The organism is Micromonospora kangleipakensis, assembly GCF_004217615.1.
In the GTDB taxonomy this organism is placed as follows: domain Bacteria; phylum Actinomycetota; class Actinomycetes; order Mycobacteriales; family Micromonosporaceae; genus Micromonospora; species Micromonospora kangleipakensis.
The window spans coordinates 7,012,551-7,038,892 of the sequence record NZ_SHLD01000001.1 but is presented as its reverse complement, the minus strand read 5'-3'; the positions used below and the strand labels follow the sequence as shown (position 1 = coordinate 7,038,892).

The following is a 26,342-nucleotide window of genomic DNA, read 5'->3' as shown; positions in this document are numbered from 1 at the left end:
TTCTCCGTCGACCGCCGCACGCGACGGTAACTGTATGAAATTCGCCCCCCACGGTCAGTATGGACGGCGCGACCGGTGTCGGAGGTTCCGGCGAGGGCGTGTCTCGAGACAAAAAGAGGACCGTGGAGAGGTGCCGGCCGCCCGACGACGGCGTCCCGGCCGGCACCGCCCCCGACGCGCCCGCCCGGGTGCCGTCCCGCCGGAGGGACCCCATGCGCACCGTCCTGCGCCGCCCCGACTTCCGCCTGCTCTTCGCCGCCCTGCTGGCCAGCATGGCGGCCGAGTCGATCCTGCTGCTGGCCCTCGCCGTCTGGGTGAAGGACCTGACCGGATCGGACGGGATGGCCGGCGCGACCATCTTCGCGATCGTCGCGCCGATGATGCTGCGCCGCTGGTCGGCTGGGTCGTCGACCGGTACCCCCCCGGCGGCCGTTCTTCGTGGCCACCAGCCTGGGCACGGCCGTGCTGCTGAGCCCGCTCTTCGCGGTCCGGGACCGGGCCGACGTCCGGATCATCTACGTGGTGGCCGCGCTCTACGGCCTTTCGTACATCACGCTCGGCGCGGTGCTCAGCGGGCTGATCCGGCAGCTCGTGCCGACCGAACTGCTGCCCGAGGCGAACGGGGGTGCTGCAGACCGTACGGCAGGGGCTCCGGCTGGTCGGCCCGCTCGCCGGGGCCGGGTTGTACGCCGCCGTCGGTGGCTGGCTGCTGGTCACCCTCGCCATGGCCGGTTTCCTGACCGCCGCGGGCGTGGTCGGCCTGCTGCGGGTCGCCGAGACGCCGCCGGCCGCCGCGGAGCTGCGCTGGGCGGCCGAGCTGGGGGCCGGGCTGCGGCACCTGGCCGGCGAGCCCGCGCTGCGCCGGGCCTGCTCGGGTACGGCCTGGGCTCGCTGGTGATGGGCTTCACCGAGTCGTTGATCTTCGCGTACGTCGACCAGGGGCCGCGCCGGGACGCCGCGTTCGTCGGCGTGCTGGTCACCGTGCAGGCCATCGGCGGCCTTGTCGGCGGGCTGTTCTCGGCGACCATGGTCGCGCTCGCCAACGGCGTCGATCATGAAGTTGTTGTCACGACACGCCGAGCGCGCGGGCGATAACTTCATGATCAACGTGGTGGGGACGGGGGAGGGGCCGGGAGACGGGAAGAGCGGCCGGCCCCGGAGGGGGCGGCCGCTCTTCCCGTCGGTGCGGGGTGGGTCAGGCGTTGAGGCTGGCGAGGTGCTGCTTGACCTGGGTGATCGAGGGGTTGGTGAGGGCGCTGCCGTCGGCGAAGCGCAGGGTCGGGACGGTCTGGTTGCCGCCGTTGACGCTCATCACGAACTCCGCGGCCTTCGGGTCCTGCTCGATGTCGACCACCTCGTACCCGATGCCCTCCCGGTCGAGCTGCGACTTCAGCCGGTGGCAGTAGCCGCACCACGTGGTGGAATACATCGTCAACATGATCAGGTCCTCCAAGGGTGGCTCGCGCCCGGTCAGATCAGGCCAGGCTAACCGCTGCAACATCGCCGGCGGCTGGAATGATTCCTGCCTGTGGTGGTTCACTCAGCGGCGGAACGGGTGCTGGCCGGACTCGATCCGGAGCAGCGGTCCGCGGTGACCGCCCCGGCCGGGCCGGTCTGCATCCTGGCCGGCGCGGGCACCGGCAAGACCCGCGCGGTGACCTCCCGGATCGCCCACCGCGCGCTCACCGGGGACATCTCCCCCCGGCACGTGCTCGCGGTCACCTTCACCGCCCGGGCCGCCGCCGAGATGCGAAGCCGTCTCGCCCTCCTCGGGGTGCCGGGTGTGCAGGCACGCACGTTCCATGCCGCGGCCCTGCGCCAGGTGCGCTACTTCGCCCCCCGGCTGCTCGAGGGGCGGGCCATGCCGGAGCTGCTGGACAGCAAGGTCCGGGTGGTCACCCTGGCCGCCGCCAAGGTGGGCCTGCGGGCGGACCGGGCGGCCGCCCGGGACCTCGCCGGTGAGATCGAATGGGCGAAGTCGTCCCTGGTCGAGCCCGGCGAGTACGTGGTGGCCGCCGCGAAGGCGCTGCGCGACACCCCGCACGAGCCGGCGAAGGTGGCCGAGGTCTTCGCCGCGTACGAGAAGCTCAAGCGCGGCAACGGCGTGATCGACTTCGAGGACATGCTGCGCGCCGCGGTCTGGGGGATCGAGGAGCATCCCGACGTCGCCGAGCAGGTACGCGGCCAGTACCGGCACTTCGTCGTCGACGAGTACCAGGACGTCAACCCGCTCCAGCAGCGGCTGCTCGAGGCCTGGCTCGGCGGTCGGGACGACCTCACCGTGGTCGGCGACGCCAGCCAGACCATCTACTCGTTCACCGGGGCCACCTCGTCGTACCTGGTGGACTTCCCGCGCCGGCGCCGGGGCGCGACGGTGGTCCGGCTGGTCCGCGACTACCGCTCCACCCCGCAGGTGGTCGGGCTCGCCAACGCGGTGATCTCGCAGGCCCGGGGCGCCGAGGCCCGGCTGCGGCTGGAGCTGGTCGGGCAGCGCCCGGCCGGCCCCGAGCCGGAGCTGCGGATCTTCACCGACGAGCCGGCCGAGGCCAACGCGGTCGCGGCCCGCTGCCGGGCGCTGGTCGACGGCGGCACCCCGGCCCGGGAGATCGCGGTGCTGTTCCGCACCAACGCGCAGTCCGAGGCGTACGAGAAGGCGCTCACCGAGGCCGAGGTGCCGTACGTGGTGCAGGGGGCGGAGCGCTTCTTCGAGCGGCCCGAGGTACGCCAGGCGATGGTCGCGCTGCGTGCCGCCACCCGTTCGATCCCGGGGGAGACCCCGCTGCCGGCCGCCGTCGTCGAGGGGCTCGCCGCCGTCGGCTGGGCCCCCGACGCCGCCCCGGCCGGCGGTGCCGCCCGGGAGCGCTGGGAGGCGCTCGCCGCGCTGCTCCAGCTCGCCGAGGAGTACGCCGCGACGCCCGAGGTGCTGCCGGTCGGCGAGGCCGCCGCGGTGGAGCGGCAGGCGACGCTCGGCGACTTCAACGACGAGCTCGCCCGCCGGGCCGCCCAGCAGCACGTGCCCACCGTCGACGGGGTGACCCTCGCCTCGCTGCACTCCGCCAAGGGCCTGGAGTGGGACGCGGTCTTCCTGGTCGGTCTCGCCGAGGGCACCCTCCCCACCACGTACGCGAAGACCCCGGAGCAGGTCGAGGAGGAGCGCCGGCTGCTCTACGTCGGGATCACCCGGGCCCGGGAGTGGCTCTGGATGTCGTACGCCGCGGCCCGCTCGCCGGGCGGACGGGCCCGGCGGCCGTCCCGCTTCCTGCCCCAGCTCGACCGCTCGGGCGGCGCCGAGCGGGCCGGCGCCGGCGCGGCCCGGCGGACCGAGCGGCGGCGCAACCAGGTCGTCTCCTGCCGGATCTGCGGCGCGACCCTGCTCGCCGGGGCGGACCGCAAGCTGGGCCGCTGCCCGACCTGTCCGTCCGACATCGACGAGGAGCTCTACGAGCGGCTGCGCGAGTGGCGGCAGCGGGTGGCCGGCGCCCAGAAGGTGCCGGCGTACGTGGTCTTCACCGACGCCACGCTGACCGCGCTGGCCGAGCGGAAGCCGGGCCGCACCGAGGAGCTGATCGCGATCGCCGGGATCGGCCCCCGCAAACTGGGCCTTTACGGCGAGACGGTGCTGGCTCTGGTGGGGGGCGCGGCGGTCGACGACGTCTGCCCGGAGAAAACTTTCGAAATCGAGTCGTAAATTCGTTTGCCCTCGCCCTGTGGCGAGGAATAGCCTCAGGACACACCTTGGGAGCGGCGCCATTCCGGCTGCTCACAGGGGCTGAGTCCATAGTCGGCACGAGGAACGTGAGGGAGGTGGCACCCGTGGAGATCTTCAAGTATGAGCGTCCGGCGGTGATGCCGGCTGCCTGCGCTCCGCTGTCGGCTGTCCGGGTGGCTCTCGCCGCTGCGCGACCGTCGGTTCCGCAGGTGCACCAGGTCCAGGTTCAGGCCGAGCTGACCCTGACCGTCGCGCCCACCGGAATCCAGAACCCGGGGACCAGTGGCTTCACGGGCAAGGGCATCGATGGCGCCAAGAAGCGCATGGATGTCCGCGGCGTTCCACCTCGAGGTAGACCGGTCTGATCACCAGACCACCGGCTCACCTCGAGGCCGCGGAACCCGCATACCGGGATCCGCGGCCTCAGTTTTTTTGCCCTGCCGAAGTACGTCGGAACTGCGATCCACGAGATCGATGTGAGAGAGAGGTGACCGGGCATGAGTCTGGCGTTGGCCCCGCTCGACGTGAGCGTCGAAGTGGAGGCGAGCCTGCCCTGCCGGAAGTTCGACCCCGACCTGTGGTTCTCCGACTCGCCTGCCGAGCTCGAGCTGGCCAAGTCGCTCTGCGGGGACTGCCCGCTGCGCGTCGAGTGCCTCGCCGGTGCGGTGGAGCGGGCCGAGCCCTGGGGCGTCTGGGGCGGCGAGATCTTCGAGCGTGGCGCGGTCGTCCCGCGTAAGCGGCCCCGTGGCCGTCCGCGCAAGGAGGACCTCGCCCGTGACGCCGCTCTGCGGGTCGAGGCCGAGGCGCGACTGGCGGCCAGTGGGCTGTCCGAGTCGCGGAACGCGGTCCGGCTGGCAGCCTGACAATGCACCCGATCCGTACCCAGGCCGGCCGCAAGCCGGTTGTCAGAGAGATGAATCAGATGCTGTACGTACCCAATGGAGCCGTCGAGATGCAACTACTCCACGAAGCGTTGTCCCGGGCCCGAATGCCCCGGCCTCAGGCCGGTCGCACCACCACGAGCACTGAGGCAACCCGTTCCGCCCGCACCGTCGCCATGAGCAGCCGCAACCAGGCGGCTCGCGACCTGGGCGTTCTCTAGTCCGTTCCGATCCGCGGGGGCGGTGGCCGGAGTTCCGGCCACCGCCCCCGCGGCGTTTCGTCGGTCAGGCCACCGGGGCGAAGCCGGGGAGCCAGCGCGCCAGGATCGCCCGGTACGGCGCCTTCGCCTCCAACTGGCAGAGCACCCCGATCGAGCCCAGCGTCACCCGGTGGATCATCAGGTACGACGGGGGCAGGTTGAGCTGGCGGCTGAGCTGAAAGGTGGGCGATCGGGGACTGGCCAGCCGGGTCGCCTCGGTCCGCAGCCAGGCCCGGGTGAACCGGAACTCCTCCTCGGCGATCGGCTCCAGCATGGGACGGAGGAAGTCGAGCACCGCCTCGGCGTCGATCGGCTCGGTGGCGCTGACGAAGCCCTCCTTCCGCAGGCCGGCCACCACCCCTTCCGCGTCGCCGCGGAGCGCCAGCGCGGCGATCCGGCCGATCGGCTCGGGGGTGCCCTCGGGCATCCGGGCCACCGCGCCGAAGTCGATCACGCCGAGCCGGCCGTCCGGCAGCAGCCGGAAGTTGCCCGGGTGCGGGTCGGCGTGCAGCAGCCCCGCCCGCATCGGCGCGGAGAGGTGCAGCACGGCCATCAGCCGTCCCGCCTCGTCGCGCTGCTCCTCGGTGCCCTCCCGGATGATCTGCGACAGCGGCGTCCCCTCGATCCACTCCGTGATCAGAACCCGGGGCGAGGAGTCGAGCACCTCCGGAATGAAGATCTCCGGGTCGTCCGCGTACGCCGCCGCGAAGGCGCGCTGCGACTCGGCCTCCAGCTCGTAGTCCAGCTCCTCGGTGATCCGCTCGCGCAGCTCGACCAGGAGCGGCTTGACGTCCAGCCCGGGCTGGATCGCCCGGAACATCCCGCCCAGCCGGGAGAGCTGCTTGAGGTCGGCGAGCAGGGCGTCGCCGGCGCCCGGGTACTGGATCTTCACCGCGACGTCCCGATGCTTCGGCGCGCCGGACGGGCCGTACCCGGGATCGCGCCAGACCGCGCGGTGCACCTGGCCGATGCTGGCCGCAGCGGCGGGGGTGTCGTTGAACTCCACGAAGCGGTCCCGCCAGTCCGGGCCGAGCTGCTCGGCGAGCACCTTGTGCACGGTCGCCGCGGGCAGCGGCGGGGCGGCCTCCTGGAGCTTGGTGAGCGCCTGCCGGTAGGGGGCGGCGATCTCCTCCGGCAGGGCCGCCTCGAAGACCGACAGCGCCTGGCCGAACTTCATCGCCCCGCCCTTGAGCTGGCCCAGGACGCTGAACAGCTGCTCCGCGGTGCGCTGCTGGATCTCCGCGGAGATGACGTCGGACGCGAGCCCGGTGACGCGCTTGCCCATCCCGAGGACGGTCCGGCCGGCGAAGCCGAGCGGCAGAGCGGCGAGCTTGGCGGTCCGGGACACGGCCCGGCGCGGGATGTCGGTCACCTGGTCATTGTTACCGACTCGGGGGGCCCGCTGCTGCTACGAAGCCGGGAGCGGGTGGGCTCGAACCGGATCCGGCGGCCTCTTGAGCATTCGCAGGACGGATGCGGGGACCAGACCCGGCGGCGGAACCGGCCGGCGCCGCCGACCTCGACCGCGCAGCCGAGCGTCTCCGGGGTGCCGCCGTCGAGGTGGGCCAGCGCCTCCGCCGCCGCGTACGCCACCGCGCCGAGCAGGGTGGTGACGGCGCAGGCCTGGTCCGCGTCGTCGGCCGCGAGCTGGGCGGCGAGCGCGGGCCAGCCCGGGTCCCGGTCGACCCGGTGCAGGTCCAGGCAGTTCAGGCAGGGCCCGACCGGTGGTCGGACCAGCGGGCCGACCAGCGGCACGCCGCCGCGCAGGCCGACCAGCAGGTGGGGCTGGCGGCGCTGGGCGTACCGGGCGGCGAGCAGGGCGGCCGGCCGGTCCACGCCGAGCTGGACGACCAAATCGACCCGGCGGCGTCGGAGCGGCCCGGTCTCCGTGCCCGGCGCGGCCCGCCCGAGGAGGCCGCGGCGGCCAGCGGCTGGCCCACCTCCGCGGCGGCCAGGCCGGTGCCGACCAGGTCGGCCGGGCGGACCGGGCCGGCCAGGTCGGGATCGAGGTGGCCGACGCCGGCCTGGGCCAGCGCGACGGCGAGCGGGCCCCCGAGCCGGCCGGCGCCGGTGACCAGCACCCGCGCGGCCCGCCGGCGGCGCAGCAGCCGGGCGGGCGTGCCGGGCAGCCCGGGCGCGGCCAGCGCCAGCGCCCCGGCCTCGGCGGCGAGCCGGGCGCGCACCGGACCGGCGAGGTCGCGGGGGAGCAGGGTGTGCGCGGGTACGACCAGCCCGGCGGCGTGCAGCGTGTCGAGCAGGGCGCGGGCCTCGTCGGACGGCACGTCCGCCGTCGCCGCGCAGTCGAGGACGCTGCGTTCGCTGCGGGTGCCGTCCAGCAGGTCGAGCAGGCGGGCGGCCCGGGGGTTGGTCACCTCCAGCAGGACGGCGCGGCCCGGCTCCACCCCGAGTTGCAGGGTGTGCCGGTCCCGCCAGAGGCGGGTCAGCCCCGGCAGCAGGGTGGGACGGGTCAGCGGGGTCGCACGGCTCATGACACGGATGGTGACCGCGTCCGTGCCCTCCGTCGATCGTTGTCCACAGGTGCGCCGGGCCCTGCCCAGGGCTGTCCACAGGAAAACGCCGGTTTTCCACAACCGGCCGGTAGGACTGTCGGCCAGCCGACAGTCGCTCCGGCCCGGGACGTGAAACGGGGGAGGGGTGGCCATCGGCCACCCCTCCCCCGGGACCCGTACGGGTCAGACCTTGGCCTTGCCGAGAATGCGGTTCACTGTCGTCCCGCAGACCGGGCACTTGCCCTTGGCCATGTTCATGCCGGTCTTCGAGACCTCCACGCGCCCCTCGAAGTCCCGCTTCTCCTTGCACTTGACGCAGTAACCGTTGTAGGTCTGGGCCTGGTCGGCCACGGTAGCCTCCTCGTCTCGTCCGCCGGACACGCCGTCCCAGCGGGTTTCCCGGCGGCGGGCCACGGAGGGCGCCGGCGCTGGGTCCTTCTCCGCGGCCACGCTCATGACCGCTGGTTGGCGGACCCTACCCAGGTACGGGCAGTTCCATGTCAGCTGTGCTTCGACACTGTGAGCAAGTCGATGTCGAGAGTGTGCATTGCGAATTACGTCGGATAAGTCAGTTTGGCGGGGACACGCCGGGTGAATGCGCGCAGATCCCCCTTCCGGCGGCCCCCGTGCGGCGCTCCGCCCGATGATCACCTAACGTGGGCGGGGGTCGGCAGGTGACGCGCCAGCCGCCCGACCCGGCCACCACGAAGGGTGACCGGAGGCGGCTTCCCGTCCTCCGCAAAGAAATTTTTCAGGACTCCTGGCGACCAACCACCATTTTCCGGGCGCGTGTCGTCGTGTTGACTCTTGCGGACCCCTGGTCAGTACGCATTAGCTTTCCCTCGTGACAGTCATCCGAGGCTGCGCGGGCCAGTGATGGCCGGGACGCGGAAGCCCGTCGTCGAGGTACGGCGCAGTCAGCGCCGGCGACGCACGGTGTCCGCGTACCGCGATGGCGAGCGGGTCGTGGTGCTCATCCCCGACCAGTTCTCCCGCGCCGAGGAGAGCGAGTGGGTCGACCGGATGCTGGCCCGGCTCGCCGCCCGGGAGGGCCGGCTGGCCCGCTCCGACGCGGAGCTGCTCGCCCGCGCCGCCCGGCTGGTCGACCTCTACCTGCCCGACCACCGCGCCGAGACCGCGCCGGCCAGCGTCCGCTGGGTCACCAACCAGAACGGTCGCTGGGGCTCCTGCACCCCGGCCGACCGGACCATCCGCATCTCCCACCGGATCCAGGACATGCCGGACTGGGTGATCGACTACGTGCTCCTGCACGAGCTGACGCACCTGATCGTGCCCAGCCACAACGCCCGGTTCTGGGCCCTGGTCGGCCGCTACCCGAAGACCGAACGGGCCCGTGGCTACCTGGAGGGCGTCGCGGCGGCCTCCGGCGTCCCCCTCTCCGACTGACCCACCCCGCCCGGCCCGGTCGATCGACTCCGCCTTCGCGGGCGGTGTCGGGCTGAGCCGGGTCCGGGGCCTGGTGGCGGCGGGCGTGGTGATCGATTCCGGTCGCCGATGTGGGGGTGTCGGCGGGGGTTGGATCCCGCCAGGTCGGGATCTGGCGTGCGGGGCCGATCCCGATGGTCGGGTCGGGCGGGGCGCATCGCGCGGGGCTAGGGTCGGGGCGTGGCCCGACGTGTGGTGGTGGCGTTGCTCGGCCCGGTGGCCTGGACGCCGCCGGGGATCGACCCGACGCGGTGGCGTACCGCGCTCGCCGAGGACGTGGTGGACCTGCTCGCCACGCTCAACGAGGTGGAGACCGCGGTCGCGGTCACGGCCGGGGACCGGTGGCTGGCCGACGCGGTGGTCTGGCCCGACATGGCCGTCCACGAGGTGGCCGCGCCCACGGTCAACGCGGTGTTCGCCGCGCTGGCCGCTCAGGACGGCGGCGGGCGGGCCAGGTACGACCAGGCGGCCGTCGTCGCCGCCGACGCGCCCGACGTGCCCGGGCTGACCCTCGGCAAGCTGCTCCGCCCGCTCACCAGCCGGCCGGTCGCCGTCGCCCCGGTCGAGGGGGCCGGGCCGGGGCTGCTCGGCGTGGCGGCCCGGCTGCCCGTGCCGGAGTGGTTGCCGCCGGTGGACCTGGACACGTCCGTCCCCGCGGACGTGCGGTCCGGCGCCCCGCACCCGGGCGATGTCGCGGTGACCGCCGGCTGGCGACGGCTGCGCGGCCCGGCCGACCTGGGCACCCTCGACCCGGCCTTCGAGGGCTGGGACGCGACCCGCGCCCTGCTCTCGGGCCAGGCCCGCTGAACACCCACCCCGAAGGCCGGCCCCGACGGCCCGGAGGATCGACAAGATCCACACGCGATGCGGGAAAGAGCGGCCTCCCTGCGTGGGGAGGCCGCTCTTCCCGCGAGCTGTGTGGATCCTGTGGAACCTGCGGACGTACGCGTCAGGACTTGTCGGTGTCGTCGCCCTCGTCGGGGCGGGGCGGGGTGTCCCCGCCCGGCGCCTTCTCCTCGGGACCACCCGGCGCGCTGAAGTCGAAGGACGACAGCTCGTCGTCGAGGTCGAGACCGCCGGCGGCGAAGGCCTCCGGGTCGGCGAAGTCGTCGTCGGAGGGGAGCAGGTCCGGGTGGCCCCAGATCGCGTCCCGGCCGGCGATGCCCCGGTGCTCGGTCAGCGCCGCCCAGAGCACCGACGCCTCGCGCAGCCGGCGCGGACGCAGCTCCAGGCCGACCAGGGCGGCGAAGGTCTGCTCGGCCGGCCCGCCGGCGGCCCGGCGGCGGCGGAACGCCTCGCCGAGGCGTACGACGTTGGGCAGCCGCTCGCCGGCGGCGGTGTCGACCACGTGGCAGACCCAGCCCTCGACCAGGGCGAGCACCGTCTCCAGGCGGGCCAGGGAGGCCTTCTGCGCCGGGGTGTCCTCCGGGGTGAAGATGCCCTCCAGGGCGATCGCCTGCATCGACTCCGGGTCGGTCGGGTCGACCCGGCCCATCGCCTCCTCGATCGCCTCCCGGTTGACCCGGATGCCCGCGGCGTAGTTCTCCACGGCGGTGAGGACGTGCCCGCGCAGCCACGGCACGTGCTGGAAGAGCCGCTGGTGGGCGGCCTCGCGCAGGGCGACGTAGAGGCGTACCTCGTCCTCGGGCAGCTCCAGGCCCTCGCCGTACGCCCGGATGTTGGCCGGGATGAGCGCGGCCGTGCCGGCCGGGCCGAGCGGCAGGCCGATGTCGCCGGCCGAGAGCACCTCGGCGGCGAGTGAGCCGAGCGCCTGGCCGAGCTGGCCGCCGAAGAGGGCGCCGCCCAGCGTGGCCACCATCGACTGCATCGGGCCGAGCTGGGCCCGGGCCTCCGGCGGCACCAGGTCGCCCATCGCGCCGACCATTCGGCTGGCCACCGGGTCGCAGAGCTTGCGCCACACGTCGAGGGTCTTGTAGATCCACTCGTTCCGGTTCCAGGCGACGGACGCCCGGATGCCGGTGGGCCACGAGGTCGCCGGCTCCAGCCAGAGGTCGGCGATGCGCAGCGCATCCTCCACCGCGTTGCGCTCGAACGGCGAGACCGCCGGGTCGCCCACGGCGGCGAGTTGGCTGGCGGCCACCTGCCGGGCGAGGTCCCAGTTGACCGGCCCGCTGCCCGGCGCGGAGAGCAGGTGCTGCAACTGCGACATGAACTGCTGCATCTGCGCGGGATCGTTGGGGTCTGGTGGTTGCCCACCCGGGAGCGCGAATCCGAACGGAATATCAGGCACGACATCTACGGTACGCGTGCCCCGCCCCGGGTCGCCGCCGCTGGCGTTGCGCTGAGGGCGAAGTCCCGTGGTCACCGTCCCGGGCGCCGCCGGGCGGATCGGTACGCTCTGCCGCATGAGACGTCGCGGCGTGACCGTACTCCTCGGTGCACTGCTCACCGCCCTGCTCAGCGTCGGCGTGCTGAGCGTGCCCATCCCGTACGTGGTGCTCGGCCCCGGCCCGACGGTCAACACGCTCGGCACCTCCGACGGCAAGGAGGTCATCCAGGTCAGCGGGCGGGCGACGTCCACCTCCGCGGGGCAGTTGCGGCTCACCACGGTCGGGGTGCAGCCCACGGTCAAGCTCCGCTCGGCGCTGGCGGGTTGGTTCTCAAAGGACGAGGCGGTGGTGCCCCGCGAGCTGGTCTACCCGCCGGGCGAGTCCCAGGAGGAGGTCGAGAAGCGCAACGCGGAGGACTTCCAGCACTCGCAGACCAGCGCGGAGACCGCGGCGCTGCGGGAGCTGGGCTACCCGATACAGGTGCTGGTGAAGGGGGTCACCGCGGGCGGCCCGTCGGTCGACGTGCTGAAGCCCGGTGACGTCCTCACCTCGGTTGACGGCCAGCCGGTGACCAGCGCCGGCAGGCTCACCGAGCTGATCCGGGCCAAGCCGGCCGGCACCGCGCTGAAGATCGGCTACCTCCGGGAAGGCGTCGCCGCCACGGCCACCGTGACCAGTCGGGAGCAGGACGGCCGGCCGCGGATCGGGATCGAGATCGACCAGCAGCAGCCGCACCCGTTCACCCTGAAGATCGACCTGGGTGACATCGGCGGGCCGAGCGCCGGGCTGATGTTCGCCCTGGGCATCGTCGACAAGCTGGAACCGGCCGACCTGACCGGCGGGAAGGTCATCGCCGGCACCGGCACCATCGACGACGAGGGCCGGGTCGGCCCGATCGGCGGCATCACCCAGAAGCTGGTCGGCGCGAAGGACGCCGGCGCCAAGGTCTTCCTGGTGCCGGCGGAGAACTGCGCCGAGGCGGTCCGCAACCCGCAGCCCGACCTGCCGCTGCTCAAGATCGCTTCGCTGGACGACGCGTTGACGGCGTTGGAGACGCTGCGTGCCGGGGGACAGCCGACCCGCTGCTGATTCGCGGCTCACCGGACCGTCCGGCGATCGTGACGTGACCTTGACCCGACGTGTTCAGGAACACCCCGTACTCTGGGTGCCTGGTCGGAGCCGATCACATCGAGCGTGCGGAGCCAACAGTGGTCATGCGTAGCAGCCCCCTGCCGAGGATGAGCCGGCGCGGACGCGTCACCATCGGGGTCCTGATCGGGGTGTTCGTGTTCTTCACCCTGCTCGGGTGGGGGGTCAACGCCTGGACGGACTGGCTCTGGTTCGACGAGGTCCGCTACACCCGGGTCTTCACCGGGGTGCTCGCCACCCGGTTGCTGCTCTTCCTGCTGGTGGGGCTCGGCATGGCGGCCGTCATCGCGGTCAACCTCTGGCTGGCCCACCGGCTGCGGCCGAGGATGCGCCCGCACTCCGTCGAGCAGGCCACCCTGGAGCGGTACCGGATGCTGCTGAGCCCCCGGCTCGGCACCTGGATCGCCCTGGCCTCCGCGGTCATCGGCCTCTTCGCCGGGCTGTCCGCGCAGAGCCGGTGGAGCCAGTGGCTGCTGTTCCGCAACGGCGGGAACTTCGGCGTGAAGGACCCGGAGTTCGGCGTGGACGTCGGCTTCTACGTCTTCCAACTGCCGTTCCTGCGGTACCTGCTGGGCGTCGGCTTCACCGCGGTGGTGCTGGCCCTGCTCGGCGCGCTGGCCGTGCACTACATCTTCGGCGGGGTCCGGTTGCAGGGCGTCGGGGACCGGATGACCAACGGCGCCCGGGCCCACCTGAGCACGCTGGTCGCCGTCTTCGTCCTGCTCAAGGCCATCGCGTACGTGCTGGACCGGCGGGCGATGCTGCTGGAGTACAACGAGGGCGCCAAGCTCTACGGCGCCGGCTACGCCGACGTGAACGCGCTGCTGCCGGCGAAGGAGATCCTCGCCTACATCTCCATCGTGGTGGCCATCGCGATCATCGTGTTCTCCAACGCGGTGATGCGGAACCTGGTCTGGCCCGGCATCGCGCTGGCCCTGCTCGGCGTCTCCGCCGTGGCGATCGGCGGCATCTACCCGTGGGCCGTGCAGACCTTCGAGGTGAAGCCGAGCGCCCGGGACAAGGAGGCGCCGTACATCCAGCGGAGCATCGAGGCGACCCGGGCGGCGTACGGGCTGAGCGGGGCGAAGAGCACCGGGTACGCGGCGAGCAACCTCACCCCGCCGGCCAGCCTGGCCACCGACACCTCGGTGGTGTCGAACGTCCGGCTGCTCGACCCGCAGCTGGTCTCCGAGACGTACACCCAGCTCCAGCAGGTCCGCGGCTTCTACGACTTCGGCCCGAAGCTGGACATCGACCGGTACACCGTCGGCGGCAAGACCGCCGACTACGTGGTCGGCGTCCGCGAGATCAACTACACCGAGCTGACCACGCAGCAGAACAACTGGATCAACCGGCACACCGTCTACACCCACGGGTACGGGCTGGTCGGCGCCCCGGCCAACCAGGTCTGCAGCGGCCAGCCGTACTTCGTCTCCGGCTTTCTCGGTGACGAGACGGCCAAGGAGTCGTGCGCCTCGCCGAGCGAGCAGATCCCGGCACAGCAGCCGCGGATCTACTACGGCGAGCGGATGGAGGCCGACGACTACGCGATCGTGGGGCAAACCGGCGACCGGAACGTCGAGTTCGACCGCCCGACACCGTCGACCGGCGGAGAGCAGTACTACACCTACACCGGTGAGGGCGGCGTCGAGATCGGGTCGTTCAGCCGCCGGCTGCTCTACGCGATCAAGGAGCAGGAGTCGAACTTCCTCCTCTCCGAGGCGGTCAACAAGGACTCGAAGCTGCTCTACGTCCGCAACCCGCGCGACCGGGTGGAGAAGGTCGCCCCGTTCCTCACCCTGGACGGCGACCCGTACCCGGCGGTGGTGGACGGCCGGATCCAGTGGATCGTGGACGGCTACACCACGGCCTCCACCTATCCGTACGCCGAACGGGTCAATCTCCAAGCAGAGACGACCGACGAGCTGACCGGGCGGGGCACCTTCCAGCTCGCCCGGGAGAACGTCAACTACATCCGCAACTCGGTGAAGGCGACCGTCGACGCGTACGACGGCACGGTCCGGCTCTACCAGTTCGACGACGCCGACCCGGTGCTCAAGGCGTGGAACAAGGCGTTCGGCGGCGACCTGGTGCTGCCGAAGTCGGCGATCCCGCCGGAGCTGGCCGAGCACTTCCGCTACCCGGCCGACCTGTTCAAGGTGCAGCGCAACCTGCTCACCAAGTTCCACGTCACCGATCCGGGCGACTTCTACTCCGGCCAGGACTTCTGGCAGGTGCCGAACGTGCCGGACGCCCCGGACAGCGGCCAGAAGCAGCCGCCGTACTACCTGTTCACCCAGTTCCCCGGGCAGGAGGGGCCGCGCTTCCAGCTCACCTCGGCGGTCACCCCGAACGGGCGGCAGAACCTCGCCGCGCTGATCTCCGGCTCGTACGTGGACGGGCAGCCGAAGCTGGAGGTGCTGGAGCTGCCGGACCAGACCCGGACCGCCGGCCCGGTACAGGTGCACCAGCAGATGACCAACAACGGCGACATCCGGCAGCAGCTCAACCTGCTCTCCTCCAACCAGGCCCAGGTGCAGTATGGCAACCTGCTCTCGCTGCCCTTCGCCGACGGCATGCTCTACGTCGAGCCGGTCTACGTGAAGCTCAACCAGCAGGACGCGTTCCCGTCGCTGCAGAAGGTGCTGCTGTCGTACGGGGACGGCGCGTCGTACGTGGCGCTGGCGCCGAACCTCACCGACGGCATCAAGCAGCTCGTGGAGCAGGGCAAACGAACGGGTCAGGGCGCCCCGCCGCCGCCCGGCGGGACGCCGCCGAGCACTGGCGGCACCCCGCCCGCGCTCACCGGCGCGCTGGCCGACGCCGCCGCCAAGGTGCAGAGCGCCATCGCCGAGGTCAAGGCCGCGCAGGCGTCCGGCGACTTCGAGCGGTACGGGCAGGCGCTGAAGACGCTGGACGAGGCGATGACGGCGTTCCAGGAGGCCCAGGCGGCGGCCAACCCGTCGGCCGCCCCGAGCCCGAGTGGCAGCCCGTCCGCGTCCCCGCCGGGGTCCGCCTCCCCGGCGCCCTCGCCGAACGGCTGACGCCCGGCTCGACCATGGAGCCCGTGGCCCGCGGACCCGTACCGGTCCCGGCCACGGGCTCTGTCGCATTCCGGACCCCGCGCCCCGCAACCCGGCGCCCCGTTCCCCCGTCATCTGTTCAGGTGGGACAGCGGGGAGGGGTGATCGCCAGATGAGGGACGCGCGGAGTTTCGACGACTTCTACCGGAGCACGTCGGCCCGGACCCTCCGGTACGGCCACGCCGTGGTGGGCGATCCCGGTGAGGCCCAGGACCTCGTCCAGGAGGCGTACGCCCGGGCCTGGCGGCAGTGGGGGAGAACGCCTCCAGCACCCGGTCCCAGGTCGACGCGGACAGCCGCCGCGGTGGAGGCGATCCGGAGGTGGTGGAACTGACGACCCGTCCCGTTTTGCGGGCCGGGGGGTCGGTAGGCTACGGTTAACGAAGCGACGCGGGGTGGAGCAGCTCGGTAGCTCGCTGGGCTCATAACCCAGAGGTCGCAGGTTCAAATCCTGTCCCCGCTACCACACCGGAACGGCCCCGAGGATCTCATCCTCGGGGCCGTTTCGCTTTCGCGGTCGGTCGTTTTTCCCTTGCCGTGCGGGATGCGGGACCCGCCTGATCTCCGTGGCGGGGATGCGATAGTCTTTGTGAGCCGACGCGGGGTGGAGCAGCTCGGTAGCTCGCTGGGCTCATAACCCAGAGGTCGCAGGTTCAAATCCTGTCCCCGCTACTCGTCACGAAGGCCCCGGAGTTCACTCCGGGGCCTTCGTCGTGTCGTGGCCCTGCCGAGTTCGCTCTCCCGCCCTGCCCGAATCCTCCGGGACCCCGTCAGTTGCCCCGGCAATTCCTGAGAGGGTACTCTCGATACATGTCTCTCAGAAACGCGGAGGACGGTGCCGGCGGAAACCCGTACGGCGACCTCGAACTCACCGAGCCCACGGCGATGCGCGCGCTGTCCCACCCGGTCCGGCTGGCCATCCTGTCGCGGCTCCAGCGGTACGGCGCGGCGACGGCGACCGAGCTGTCCGAGCACGTCGGCGCTTCCCCCTCGGTCACCAGCTGGCACCTGCGCCACCTCGCGCGGTTCGGCCTGGTCCGGGACAGCGCCGTCGGTGGGGACGCGCGCAAGCGGTACTGGGAGGCGAGCGCTCGGGGCTTCCGCTTCCGGTTTCCGGACGACGAGGAGGGACGAGCTGCCAGCCGGCTGCTGAGCCGGACGCTCTTCCAGCAGTACGACGACCTGCCGCGGCGGTGGATGGCCGAGGACGAGCCCCGGCTCGAACCGGAGTGGCGACGCGAGGCGGGCCTGTCGAACACCACCGTGCGGCTGACCGCGGCGGAGCTGGCCGCCCTCAACGCCGCGATCGAGCAGGTGCTGGCGCCGTACGTCACCCGCGCCGCGGCCGACCAGCCCCCGGACTCGCGCCACGTGCGATTCATGCGCTACGTCATGCCCGAGGCGGGGGAGCGGTGAGCGGCGGAGCGCAGCGCCACGTGTCCCTGTTCCGCCAGCCCCGCTTCCGATCGTTCTTCGTCGCGCACGCGATCTCCCAGTTCGGTGACCGGATCTCCGAGCTGGCGTTCCCGCTCCTCGCGGTGCTCGTACTCGACGCCACCCCCGCACAGGTGTCGGTGCTGACCGCGCTGGTGTGGCTGCCGAACCTCACCGGGATCTTCCTCGGCGCCTGGGTGGACGGGCGGGCGCACAAGAAGCGGCTCCTGGTGGCGGCCGACCTGATCCGCGCGGCGCTGCTGGTGACCGTGCCGGTCGCGTTCGCGTTCGACGCCGGCACGTTGACCCAGCTGTACGCCGTCGCGCTGCTGACCGGCGCCGCGTCGGTGCTGTTCAACACGGCGTACCCCGCGTTCTTCGTCCTGCTGGTGCCCAGGTCCCGCTACATCGACGCCAACAGCGCGCTGAGCGCCAGCAGGTCGGTCTCGTTCATCGCCGGGCCCGCCCTCGGCGGCGTGCTGGTGCAGGCGTTGACGGCGCCGGTCGCGATCCTGGTCGACGCGGTCTCGTTCGTGGCCTCCGCGCTGGGGATCGGTCGGATCCGACCGGACCACACGGCACGGACGGCACGCGCGGACGATCCCGAGCCGGGCACGTTGTGGCACCGGGCCCGGGACGGGCTGAGGTTCACGCTCCGGCACCCCGTGCTCCGCGCGAGCCTCGGCTGCACGACGACCGTCAACTACTTCAGCTTCGTGTTCAGCGCCCTGCTCGTGCTCTTCGCCAGCCGTACGCTCGGCCTGCCCTCGGGGCTGCTCGGCCTCGCCCTCGGCGCCGGCGCGGTCGGTGGCCTGCTGGGTGCCGTCCTCGCGCCGCGACTGTCCGAGCGGATCGGGGTCGGGCGCAGCATCGTGGCGGGTGCGATCGTCTTTCCGGCCTCGATCTCCCTCGTCGCCGTCGCGGACGGTCCGCTGTGGGCGCGGGTCGGGCTGCTGGGCGCGGCCGAGTTCTTCTCCGGGCTCGGCGTGATGTTGTTCGACGTCAACCTCAACGCGGTCAACGCCGCCGTGATACCCGACGGCCTGCGCAGCCGGGTGGCCGGCGCGTACTCGACGGTCAACTACGGGGTCCGTCCGCTGGGCGCGCTGACCGGCGGAGCGCTCGGCACCTGGCTCGGTCTCCGTCCCACGCTCTGGATCGCCGCGGTCGGGGGGATCCTGTGCGTGCTGTGGCTGCTTCCCTCGCCGATCCCGAAGGTGCGTTCGCTGGACGACCTGGACCACCCGGACGGTCCTCAGCCTGATCTGACGGAGGCCGGGCGCAGCTCAGGGCGGTGACGAGTCGGGGCGTCCCCCCTGCCGCGGTTGCGCCGTTCGGCGAGGATGAGGGCATGTCTGCTTGGAGCAAGTGGTGGGGCCGGCTCGGCGCGGTCCTCGGTGCGGTCGTGCTCTCGGTGTTCGTGCCGGTCGCGGCCTGGGCGTCCACGGGTACCGGTGAGCTGGTGGTGGAGGCCGCCCGGCGGCGGGCGCGGGGCGGCGGAGGCTTCCTCGGCCTGCTCTGCTGCCTGGTGGTGGTCGTCGTGATCGTGCTGCTGGTGCTGCGGCTGATGCGCAAACGGCGGGGTGGCCCGCCGCGCTGATCCGACCGGAGCCCGGGCCCGGCGGCCGACGTCCGCCGGGCCCGCGCCTGGCCGGCCCGCCCGGCTCGCGACGCCGGCGGCCGGGGCGGCGCGGCCGGTCACTCGGCCAGGGCCGCGTTCGCCTGGGCGATGAAGCGGGAGGTGGCCGCGCGGGCGCCGGAGCGTCCGGAGCGGACGCTCTCGGCGGCGGCGATGAGCAGGGTACGCACCTTCGCGTGCCCCTTCGGCGGCGGCGCGGGAGCGGGTCCGAGCAGGTCGTCCAGGGCGGTGCCGAATGCGACCACCCGCTTCTGGGCCCGGTCCGTGACGCCGTCCGCGACGAACCGGCGCACCGCCGCGCTGGCGTTCAGGCCGCGTTCCACGCCGAGGATCCGGCCGGCCGCCACGTTGGTGGTGAGGAAGTTGATCACGTCGACGACCACCCCGGGGTGCCGGGTGCCCCGGAACGCCGCCCAGTACATCGACGCCCGCGCCCACTGCGCGGCCGGGGTGCCGGGCAGGCTGACGATCGCCAGGTCGTCGTCGCTGTCGCGCTGGAGCTCCGCCAACTGGTGCGACCAGGCGAAGGACGCCGCCGTGTGTCCGGTGACCACGAGCTGGTGGGCCAGGTCGCCGGTGTCGGCCTGCTCCACCAGGGCGGCGCTCGGCGTGGCCCGCCGGGTCCGGGCCACCTCCCACAGCTCGAACCAGTCGAGCAGTTCGGCGCCGCCGAAGCCGAGCTGCCGCCCCTGGTACAACTCGCCGCCCCGGCCCCGGAGCCAGAGCCACAGCGCCCGGTAGTCCCCCGAGGGATCCATCGTCCCGGCCACCCGGCCGCCGGAGGCGCGGGTGACCCGGCCGGCCCACTCCACATAGTCGCGCCAGGGCATGCCGGTCCGCGGCTCCGGCAGCCGGAGCCGGCGCAGCAGGTCCCGGTTGAAGACCAGCGCCGCGCCGGTCTGGGCGGCGGCGACGGCCACCGTACGGTCGTCGACCTGGCCGTAGCGGGCCAGGCCCGCCGGCAGGCCGCTCACGTCGAGCCGCTTGTCCGCGACGTACCCGCTGAGGTCGAGCACGATCTCGCGCTGCGCGTACTCGGTGAGCACGGTGTCGTCGATCTGGAACAGGTCCGGCACGTTGCCGCCGGTGGCCTGGGTGGCCAGCCGGTCATAGTAGCCGGCGAGCCCCTGCCAGGTGACCCGGAACCGGACCCGGGGGTTCTGCTGGGAGTACAGGCGCAGCGCCTTCTCGGTCGCGTCGGCCCGCCGGATCCCGCCCCACCAGAAGACCGACAGCTCGATCGGCCCGTTGTCGACCTGCGTCTCCTCATCCCGGCCGCACCCGGCGAGGCCGCCACCGGCGAGCAGCGGCAGGCCGGTCAGCGCGCCGAGGAGCCGCCGCCGGTCGAGACCGGGGCGGGGCGGCACGGGCGGGTGAGCGCGCACGGGGACTCCTGGGGCGCTGGCGAGATGCTGCGGACGGACCATTTACACAGGCCGTGGCCGAGGGTGTCAACGCCGGGGTCGACCGCGCCCGTACGGCGGCGGGGCGACGCCGGCCGGCGGGATGCGCGGTGGTCCCACCGGGCGTCCCGCCACCACATGGTGTACTAGGCGCCGTGGAACTTCTGCACTCGGGCAAGGTCCGGGACGTCTACGCCGACGGCGACGACCTGATCCTGGTCGCCTCGGACCGGATCTCGATCTACGACGTGGCGCTGCCCACCCCGATCCCGGACAAGGGTCGCCTGCTCACCGCCCTTTCGCTCTGGTGGTTCGAGCAGCTCGCCGACCTGGTGCCGAACCATGTCATCTCCGCCACCGACGTGCCGGCGGAGTTCGCCGGCCGGGCGATCCGCTGCCGCCGGCTCGACATGGTCCCGGTCGAGTGCGTGGCCCGCGGCTACCTGACCGGCGGCGGATTCGCCGAGTACCGGCGCACCGGCGCCGTCTCCGGCGTCGAGCTGCCCCGGGGCCTGGTCGAGGCGTCGATCCTGCCCGAGCCGATCTTCACCCCGTCGACCAAGGCCCCCAAGGGGGAGCACGACGAGCCGATCACCTACGACGAGGTCGTCGACAAGGTCGGCGCGGAGGTCGCCGAGCGGCTGCGGCAGATCACCATCGACGTCTACCGGCGCGGCGCGGAGATCGCCGCCGACCGGGGCATCCTGGTCGCGGACACCAAGATCGAGCTGGGCTGGGCGCCGGACGGCACCCTGGTCCTCGCCGACGAGGTGCTGACCTCCGACTCGTCCCGGTTCTGGCCGGCCGAGTCGTACCAGCCGGGCCGCGCCCAGTTCTCCTACGACAAGCAGTACGTCCGGGACTGGGCCACCGGCAGCGGCTGGGACAAGCAGCCGCCCGCGCCGGAGGTGCCGGCCGAGGTGGTCGAGGCGACCCGGGCCCGGTACGTCGAGGTCTACGAGAAGCTCACCGGCAACCGCTGGGAGTAGTCAGTCCACCCAGTCGAGGGTGCGCTGTACGGCCTTGCGCCAGTTGCGCAGCTCCCGGTCGCGCAGCGCCGGGTCCATCTCCGGCGTCCACTGGGCGTCGGAGCGCCACTGCTCGCGCAGGGTGGCCAGGTCCGGCCAGAAGCCGACCGCCAGGCCGGCCGCGTACGCCGCGCCGAGGCAGGTGGTCTCGGTGATCCGGGAGCGGACCACCGGCACGTCCAGCACGTCGGCGAGGAACTGCATCAGCAGCGCGTTGCCGGTCATCCCGCCGTCCACCCGCAGCCGGCGCAGCGCCACGTCGGAGTCGGCGTTCATCGCGTCGACCACCTCGCGGGTCTGCCAGGCGGACGCCTCCAGCACCGCCCGGGCCAGGTGCCCCTTGGTGACGTAGCCGGTCAGCCCGGCGATGACGCCCCGGGCGTCGCTGCGCCAGTGCGGCGCGAAGAGCCCGGAGAAGGCCGGCACCACGTAGCAGCCGCCGTTGTCGTCGACCGTGCGGGCCAGCTCCTCGACCTGCGGGGCGGTGGAGATCAGGCCCAGGTTGTCGCGCAGCCACTGCACCAGCGAGCCGGTCACCGCGATCGCGCCCTCCAGGGCGTACACGGGCGGGTGGCCGTCGATCTGGTACGCCACCGTGGTGAGCAGGCCGTGCCGGGAGGCCACCGGGCTGGCGCCGGTGTTGAGCAGCAGGAAGCTGCCGGTGCCGTAGGTGCACTTCGCCTCGCCGGGCTGGAAGCAGGTCTGCCCGAACAGGGCGGCCTGCTGGTCGCCGAGCGCGCTGGCCACCGGCACCCCGGCGAGCACCCCGTCGGCCGTGCCGTAGACCTCGGCCGAGCAGCGGATCTCCGGCAGCATCGCCGCCGGCACCCGCAGCGCGTCCAGCAGCTCCGGATCCCAGTCGAGGGTCTCCAGGTCCATCAGCATGGTGCGGCTGGCGTTGGTCACGTCGGTGACGTGCCGGCCGGTCAGCTTCCAGATCAGCCAGCTGTCCATCGTGCCGAAGAGGACCTCGCCCCGCTCGGCGCGCTCGCGCAGCCCGTCGACGTGGTCGAGCAGCCAGCGCAGCTTCGGGCCGGCGAAGTAGGTGGCCAGGGTGAGGCCCGTGCGGACGCGCAGCCGCTCCTCGTCGTACGCCTCGGCCAGCTCGCGCAGCAGCGGGCCGGTGCGGGTGTCCTGCCAGACGATCGCGGGGGCCACCGGCCGACCGGTGGCCCGGTCCCAGACCACGGTGGTCTCCCGCTGGTTGGTGATGCCGACCGCGGCGAGCCCGTCCGGCCCGGTGCCGGCGGCCTCCAGCGCCTCCAGCACGACCCGCTGGACGTTCTCCCAGATCTCCTCGGCGTCGTGCTCCACCCAGCCGGGTTGCGGGAAGATCTGCCGGTGCTCGCGCTGGGCCACGGCGACGATTTCTCCGGCCCGGTCGAAGAGGATGCACCGCGAGGAGGTGGTGCCCTGGTCGATGGCGGCGACGAACTCTCCGGTCACCGCAGCACCGTACCCGCCGGGAGCGCCCGCCGTCGCTCTCCGGCCATCCGTACGATCAACAGGCGTGCGTGATATTGCCGTGTTCAGCGGAACCGCCCATCCCGACCTCGCCGCCGAGATCTGCGCCCACCTCGACGTTCCGCTGCACCCCGTGCGGGTGTCCCGGTTCGCCAACGACTGCCTGGAGGTGCAGTTGCAGGCGAACTGCCGGGAACGTGACGTCTTCCTGATCCAGCCGTTGGTGCCGCCGGTGCAGGAGCACCTGGTCGAGCTGCTGCTCATGATCGACGCGGCCCGTGGGGCGTCCGCCGGCCGGATCACCGTGGTGCTGCCGCACTACGCGTACGCCCGGTCGGACAAGAAGGACGCCCCGCGCATCTCCATCGGTGGGCGGCTGGTGGCCGACCTGCTCACCTCGGCCGGCGCGCACCGGGTGCTCGCGATGACCCTGCACTCGCCGCAGGTGCACGGCTTCTTCAGCGTCCCGGTCGACCACCTGCACGCGCTGCGCGAGCTCGCCGCCCACTTCAAGGGGTACGACCTGAGCAACACCGTGGTGGTCTCGCCGGACCTGGGCAACGCCAAGGAGGCCGCGGCGTTCGCCCGGATGCTCGGCACCCCGGTCGCGGCCGGCGCCAAGCAGCGGTTCAGCGACGACCTGGTCAAGATCAGTACGGTGATCGGGGACGTGGCGGACCGGGACGTGATCGTGCTGGACGACGAGATCGCCAAGGGCAGCACGGTGATCGAGCTGATCGCGCACCTGCGCGAGCGGAACGTCCGCTCGATCCGGCTGGCCTGCACCCACGGCCTCTTCTCCAGCGGCGCGCTGGAGCGGCTGAGCGACCAGGAGGGGGTGCTGGAGATCGTCTGCACCAACACCGTGCCGATTCCGGCTCTGAAGCGGGTGCCGAAGCTGGAGGTGCTCTCGGTGGCCCCGGCGCTGGCCGAGGCGATGCGGCGCATCCACAACGGCGAGTCGGTCAGCGCCCTCTTCGGCTGACGGGCCCCGACCGCGGCTGGTCGGCGCGGTGCGGGCCGACGTGCTCGGCCGAGGCGAGGGCGGCGCTGATCCGGACGGTCGTGCCGGCCTCGCCGGTCTCGACCTCCATCGTGTCGCTGAGCTCCCGCGCGAGCCAGAGGCCCCACCCGCCGGCGGTGTCCGGGGCCGGCCGGCTGCGGTCGTCGAGCTGCCGGGAGCTGATCCCGCTCCCGTGATCGGCGACCTCGCAGACCAGCTCGCCGGCCTGCCGCCACAGCCGCAGCCAGCCCTGGCCACCGCCGTGCCGCACGGCGTTGGTGATCAGCTCGTTGACCGCGAGCACGAAGTCGTCCAGCCGCTGGCCGGCGAGCCCGGCGGCGTGCGCGCAGGAGGTGACCGAGTGTCGCAGCTCGGTCGCCCGTGCCTGATCGAAGGCTTCGGCGATGAGGAGGGTGGATTCGATGGGCACAACCGTACGCGGTGCGCGGGGTGATGCGTTCGTCATGGCCCTGTCCCGGCGCTGGATCTCGGAGTTATTCGCGGCATTTCCACCGTACGTCAGGGTTTCTCGAGCCGCATCCACTGCTGTCCCCGGTGTCCCTTCGGACTGTGGCATGGTGTCGCGCATGCCGTCGTCCCCCGGGGGCCTCGAGGTCCCGCTCTGGCGGTCCATCGCGGTGTTCCGGTTCGCCTCGCTGGCGTACGTCGGCGTGCTGGTCCTCCGCGACGCCGACCGCTACGCCCACCCGCTGGCCGCCGGCGGCGTACTGCTGGCGATGCTGGCCTGGTCCGGGGTGACCGCGGCCGGTTACGCGCGCCCGGCCGGGCGACGCTGGCCGCTGCTTGTGGCCGACCTCGGCGTGGTGCTGGCGATCATGCTGGCCACCCCCTGGGTGGTGGGCCGCTCGGCGCTCGCCGCCGGCGTGCCCACCCTGACCGTGGCCTGGCTGGCCGGGCCGGTGCTGGCCTGGGCGGTCTCCGGCGGCCGCCGCCGGGGCGCGGTCGCCGCCCTGGTGCTCGGCGGCGTCGACCTGGCCACCCGCGAGCGGATCAGCCAGTCGTCGCTGACCGGGGTGATCCTGCTGCTGCTCGCCGGGGTGGTGGTCGGGCACGTCGCCCGGCTGGCGGTGACCGCCGAGGAGCGACTGCAACGGGCGGTCGAGCTGGAGGCGGCGACCCGGGAGCGGGAGCGGCTGGCCCGGGACATCCACGACTCGGTGCTCCAGGTGCTGGCGCTGGTGCAGCGGCGCGGCGCCCAGCTCGACGGCGAGGGCGGCGAGCTGGCCCGGCTGGCCGGCGAGCAGGAGGCCGCGCTGCGGGCGCTGATCGGCCGCTCCGGCGGCGACCCGGACGACGACGGCGGCAGCCGGGACCTGCGCAACCTGCTCGACCGGTACGCCACGGCGACGGTCGCGGTCTCCGCGCCCGCCACGCCGGTCCCGCTGCCCGCGCGGGTCGCCCGGGAACTGGCCGCCGCCACCGGCGCGGCACTGGAGAACGTGGCCCGGCACGCCGGCGGGCGGGCCTGGGTGCTGATCGAGGACGAGGGGGAGACGGTGACCGTCTCGATACGCGACGAGGGACCGGGGATCCCGGAGGGCCGGCTGGCCGAGGCCGTGGCCCAGGGGCGGCTCGGCGTGGCCCACTCCATCCGCGGTCGGGTGGCCGACCTGGGCGGGGAGGTCCGGATCGTCTCCGCCCCCGGCGCCGGCACCGAGATCGAGCTGGTCGTGCCGCGGGAGGCGCGGTGAGCGCCGTGGCCGGCCGGCCGGACGGCCGGGTCCGGGTGATGGTGGTCGACGACCACCCGATGTGGCGGGAGGGGGTGGCCCGCGACCTCACCGAGGCCGGTCACCTGGTGGTGGCCACCAGCGGCGAGGGGCGGCAGGCCGTGCGGGTGGCCGCCGCCGCCCGGCCCGACGTCGTGGTGCTCGACCTGCAACTGCCGGACGTCTCCGGGGTCGAGGTGATCCGCGGGCTGCGCGCGGCGCTGCCCGAGGTGCGGGTGCTGATGCTGTCGGCCAGCGGCGAGCCGCAGAGCGTCCTGGACGCGGTGAAGGCGGGCGCCACCGGCTACCTGGTCAAGTCGGCCGCGCCGGCGGAGTTCCTCGACGCGGTGCGGCGCACCGCCGCGGGGGAGCCGGTCTTCACCCCGGGGCTCGCCGGGCTGGTGCTGGGGGAGTACCGCCGGCTGGCGGCCGGGCCGCCGAGCGGAGGCGCCGACGACTCAGCACCCCGGCTCACCGAACGGGAGACCGAGGTGCTGCGCCTGGTGGCCAAGGGCCTGTCGTACAAGCAGATCGCCGAGCGGCTCGGGCTCTCCCACCGGACGGTGCAGAACCACGTGCAGAACACGCTCGGCAAGCTCCAGCTGCACAACCGGGTCGAGCTGACCCGCTACGCGATCGAGCGGGGCCTGGACGACTAGTGCGCCTCGGGCGGCCGGGTCTCGTGGATCGCCAGCTCCTCGGCGGTCGCGCCGCCACCGGCCGCGCCGGCGTCGTACGCGACGTTGTCGGTCTCCTGGTCGGTGTGGGCGCCCTCGTCCGGCTCGACCAGCCGGCCCACCTGGTGGTCGGCGACGGCGCCGAGCTGGCCGTGGTCGTAGAGGGAGACCGGCGAGTGCGGGTCGGAGGTGGGGCCCGGGTCGATCACGTCGGCGTCGAGCTGGGCCTGCGCGGCGGCCTCCTCGCTGTCCGCCTCGGCGGCGATGTCCGGGTCCACCGGGCCCGCGAGCGGGTCGTCGGCGGGGCGCTCGTAGCTCTCCCGCTGGAGCTTGTAGTCCAGCGACTCGCCGTCGAGCTGCTCCTCGGCGGTGGTCCCGAACCGGTCCACCGCCACCGGCGTGCGGTCCCCGGGCAGCTGGGCCGGCTCCGGGCCGTCCGCCTCGCGGCCGGTCAGGACGTCGTCCTTGGCGCTCGAGTCGTCGTCGGCGGTGTCGGGCAGCCCCTCCGCCTCGGGGTCGGACAGGGGGGTCGGGTACTCGTCGTCGCGCATGGCTGAGCACTACCCACTGCGCTGCCCGGATTAACCGGATCGGGGGCCGGCGATCGGGAGCAAAGGGAAGAAACGCCCCGGCCG

The 26,342-nt window shown here is 73.1% G+C and carries 23 protein-coding genes, 2 tRNA genes and 2 pseudogenes; 18 read left to right on the top strand and 9 right to left on the bottom strand.

Features of this window, described 5'->3' with window-relative positions; translation table 11 throughout:
- Positions 1-212 precede the first annotated feature (212 nt).
- A pseudogene (locus EV384_RS33480) lies at positions 213-1,050 on the top strand (MFS transporter); the annotation flags it as partial.
- Positions 1,051-1,195: 145 nt separating this feature from the next.
- Here EV384_RS33480 and EV384_RS33475 read toward each other — a convergent pair.
- Positions 1,196-1,438 (bottom strand): mycoredoxin, encoded by a 243-nt coding sequence (locus EV384_RS33475; RefSeq protein WP_130339745.1) that lies wholly within the window; start codon positions 1,436-1,438, stop codon positions 1,196-1,198.
- A gap of 90 nt (positions 1,439-1,528) precedes the next feature.
- Between EV384_RS33475 and EV384_RS33470 the strand changes: the two genes are divergently transcribed.
- The 3 genes from EV384_RS33470 to EV384_RS33460 all read left to right on the top strand — a co-directional run bounded on the left by EV384_RS33470 (position 1,529) and on the right by EV384_RS33460 (position 4,572).
- Positions 1,529-3,688, top strand: a complete 2,160-nt coding sequence (locus EV384_RS33470) for an ATP-dependent DNA helicase UvrD2 (RefSeq protein ID WP_130339743.1) — start codon at positions 1,529-1,531, stop codon at positions 3,686-3,688.
- A gap of 158 nt (positions 3,689-3,846) precedes the next feature.
- Positions 3,847-4,074, top strand: coding sequence for a hypothetical protein (locus EV384_RS33465; RefSeq protein ID WP_207232715.1), 228 nt, complete (start codon positions 3,847-3,849; stop codon positions 4,072-4,074).
- A 132-nt stretch (positions 4,075-4,206) separates the two neighbouring features.
- Positions 4,207-4,572, top strand: coding sequence for a WhiB family transcriptional regulator (locus EV384_RS33460; protein WP_130339739.1), 366 nt, complete (start codon positions 4,207-4,209; stop codon positions 4,570-4,572).
- A 303-nt stretch (positions 4,573-4,875) separates the two neighbouring features.
- Here the strand turns inward: EV384_RS33460 and EV384_RS33450 are convergent, their stop codons facing one another.
- The 3 genes and pseudogenes from EV384_RS33450 to EV384_RS36620 form a co-directional block, all read right to left on the bottom strand.
- Positions 4,876-6,222 carry an ABC1 kinase family protein gene (locus tag EV384_RS33450; RefSeq protein ID WP_130339735.1) on the bottom strand — a complete coding sequence of 449 codons (1,347 nt, stop codon included), beginning with the start codon at positions 6,220-6,222 and terminating at the stop codon, positions 4,876-4,878.
- Positions 6,219-7,339, bottom strand: a pseudogene (locus EV384_RS33445) (TOMM precursor leader peptide-binding protein). The gene EV384_RS33450 and the pseudogene EV384_RS33445 overlap by 4 nt, the downstream one beginning before the upstream one ends.
- A gap of 204 nt (positions 7,340-7,543) precedes the next feature.
- A complete protein-coding gene (locus EV384_RS36620; protein ID WP_012014940.1) occupies positions 7,544-7,711 on the bottom strand; it encodes a DUF5679 domain-containing protein in 168 nt (55 codons plus the stop codon).
- 525 nt (positions 7,712-8,236) lie between these two features.
- Between EV384_RS36620 and EV384_RS33435 the strand changes: the two genes are divergently transcribed.
- Positions 8,237-8,767 carry a M48 metallopeptidase family protein gene (locus EV384_RS33435; protein ID WP_130339731.1) on the top strand — a complete coding sequence of 177 codons (531 nt, stop codon included), beginning with the start codon at positions 8,237-8,239 and terminating at the stop codon, positions 8,765-8,767.
- Positions 8,768-8,986: 219 nt separating this feature from the next.
- Positions 8,987-9,613 carry a hypothetical protein gene (locus EV384_RS33430; protein WP_130339729.1) on the top strand — a complete coding sequence of 209 codons (627 nt, stop codon included), beginning with the start codon at positions 8,987-8,989 and terminating at the stop codon, positions 9,611-9,613.
- Positions 9,614-9,755: 142 nt separating this feature from the next.
- On the opposite strand, the gene EV384_RS33425 is transcribed toward EV384_RS33430, so the two are convergent.
- The gene (locus EV384_RS33425; protein ID WP_207232536.1) at positions 9,756-10,988 is read right to left on the bottom strand and encodes a zinc-dependent metalloprotease; all 1,233 of its coding nucleotides are present in this window, start codon (positions 10,986-10,988) and stop codon (positions 9,756-9,758) included.
- A 184-nt stretch (positions 10,989-11,172) separates the two neighbouring features.
- Here EV384_RS33425 and EV384_RS33420 point away from each other — a divergent pair, with 184 nt between their 5' ends.
- The 8 genes from EV384_RS33420 to EV384_RS33385 all read left to right on the top strand — a co-directional run bounded on the left by EV384_RS33420 (position 11,173) and on the right by EV384_RS33385 (position 18,363).
- Complete coding sequence (locus tag EV384_RS33420) at positions 11,173-12,186, top strand: YlbL family protein (protein WP_165440130.1); 1,014 nt, start codon at positions 11,173-11,175, stop codon at positions 12,184-12,186.
- Positions 12,187-12,311: 125 nt separating this feature from the next.
- Entirely contained in the window at positions 12,312-15,290 is a 2,979-nt protein-coding gene (locus EV384_RS33415; protein WP_207232535.1) for a UPF0182 family membrane protein, read from the top strand.
- A 151-nt stretch (positions 15,291-15,441) separates the two neighbouring features.
- Entirely contained in the window at positions 15,442-15,663 is a 222-nt protein-coding gene (locus EV384_RS33410) for a sigma factor (protein WP_278045663.1), read from the top strand.
- A 55-nt stretch (positions 15,664-15,718) separates the two neighbouring features.
- A tRNA-Met gene (locus EV384_RS33405) sits at positions 15,719-15,795 on the top strand.
- A gap of 132 nt (positions 15,796-15,927) precedes the next feature.
- Positions 15,928-16,001 (top strand) — tRNA-Met (locus EV384_RS33400).
- Between the two features lie 138 nt (positions 16,002-16,139).
- The gene (locus EV384_RS33395) at positions 16,140-16,745 is read left to right on the top strand and encodes an ArsR/SmtB family transcription factor (protein ID WP_130339725.1); all 606 of its coding nucleotides are present in this window, start codon (positions 16,140-16,142) and stop codon (positions 16,743-16,745) included.
- 20 nt (positions 16,746-16,765) lie between these two features.
- Positions 16,766-18,061, top strand: coding sequence for an MFS transporter (locus EV384_RS33390; RefSeq protein WP_165440129.1), 1,296 nt, complete (start codon positions 16,766-16,768; stop codon positions 18,059-18,061).
- A 53-nt stretch (positions 18,062-18,114) separates the two neighbouring features.
- A complete protein-coding gene (locus tag EV384_RS33385) occupies positions 18,115-18,363 on the top strand; it encodes a hypothetical protein (RefSeq protein WP_130339721.1) in 249 nt (82 codons plus the stop codon).
- Between the two features lie 98 nt (positions 18,364-18,461).
- Here the strand turns inward: EV384_RS33385 and EV384_RS33380 are convergent, their stop codons facing one another.
- Complete coding sequence (locus tag EV384_RS33380; protein WP_130339719.1) at positions 18,462-19,787, bottom strand: ABC transporter substrate-binding protein; 1,326 nt, start codon at positions 19,785-19,787, stop codon at positions 18,462-18,464.
- A gap of 173 nt (positions 19,788-19,960) precedes the next feature.
- On the opposite strand from EV384_RS33380, the gene EV384_RS33375 reads away from it, so the two are divergent.
- Complete coding sequence (locus EV384_RS33375) at positions 19,961-20,794, top strand: phosphoribosylaminoimidazolesuccinocarboxamide synthase (RefSeq protein ID WP_130339717.1); 834 nt, start codon at positions 19,961-19,963, stop codon at positions 20,792-20,794.
- Here the strand turns inward: EV384_RS33375 and glpK are convergent, their stop codons facing one another.
- The gene (gene glpK, locus EV384_RS33370; protein WP_130339715.1) at positions 20,795-22,279 is read right to left on the bottom strand and encodes a glycerol kinase GlpK; all 1,485 of its coding nucleotides are present in this window, start codon (positions 22,277-22,279) and stop codon (positions 20,795-20,797) included.
- A gap of 64 nt (positions 22,280-22,343) precedes the next feature.
- Between glpK and EV384_RS33365 the strand changes: the two genes are divergently transcribed.
- Positions 22,344-23,282: a ribose-phosphate diphosphokinase gene (locus EV384_RS33365; RefSeq protein WP_130339713.1), complete on the top strand. Its 939-nt coding sequence runs from the start codon at positions 22,344-22,346 to the stop codon at positions 23,280-23,282.
- On the opposite strand, the gene EV384_RS33360 is transcribed toward EV384_RS33365, so the two are convergent.
- Positions 23,263-23,766, bottom strand: a complete 504-nt coding sequence (locus EV384_RS33360; protein WP_130339711.1) for an ATP-binding protein — start codon at positions 23,764-23,766, stop codon at positions 23,263-23,265. The genes EV384_RS33365 and EV384_RS33360 overlap by 20 nt on opposite strands.
- A 121-nt stretch (positions 23,767-23,887) precedes the next feature.
- Between EV384_RS33360 and macS the strand changes: the two genes are divergently transcribed.
- Together macS and EV384_RS33350 are read left to right on the top strand one after the other, a co-directional pair.
- Positions 23,888-25,012, top strand: a complete 1,125-nt coding sequence (gene macS, locus EV384_RS33355; RefSeq protein ID WP_130339709.1) for a MacS family sensor histidine kinase — start codon at positions 23,888-23,890, stop codon at positions 25,010-25,012.
- A 38-nt stretch (positions 25,013-25,050) separates the two neighbouring features.
- Entirely contained in the window at positions 25,051-25,689 is a 639-nt protein-coding gene (locus tag EV384_RS33350; protein ID WP_130340960.1) for a response regulator, read from the top strand.
- Here EV384_RS33350 and EV384_RS33345 read toward each other — a convergent pair.
- Positions 25,686-26,258, bottom strand: coding sequence for a DUF5709 domain-containing protein (locus EV384_RS33345; RefSeq protein ID WP_130339707.1), 573 nt, complete (start codon positions 26,256-26,258; stop codon positions 25,686-25,688). The genes EV384_RS33350 and EV384_RS33345 overlap by 4 nt on opposite strands.
- Positions 26,259-26,342: the final 84 nt, after the last annotated feature.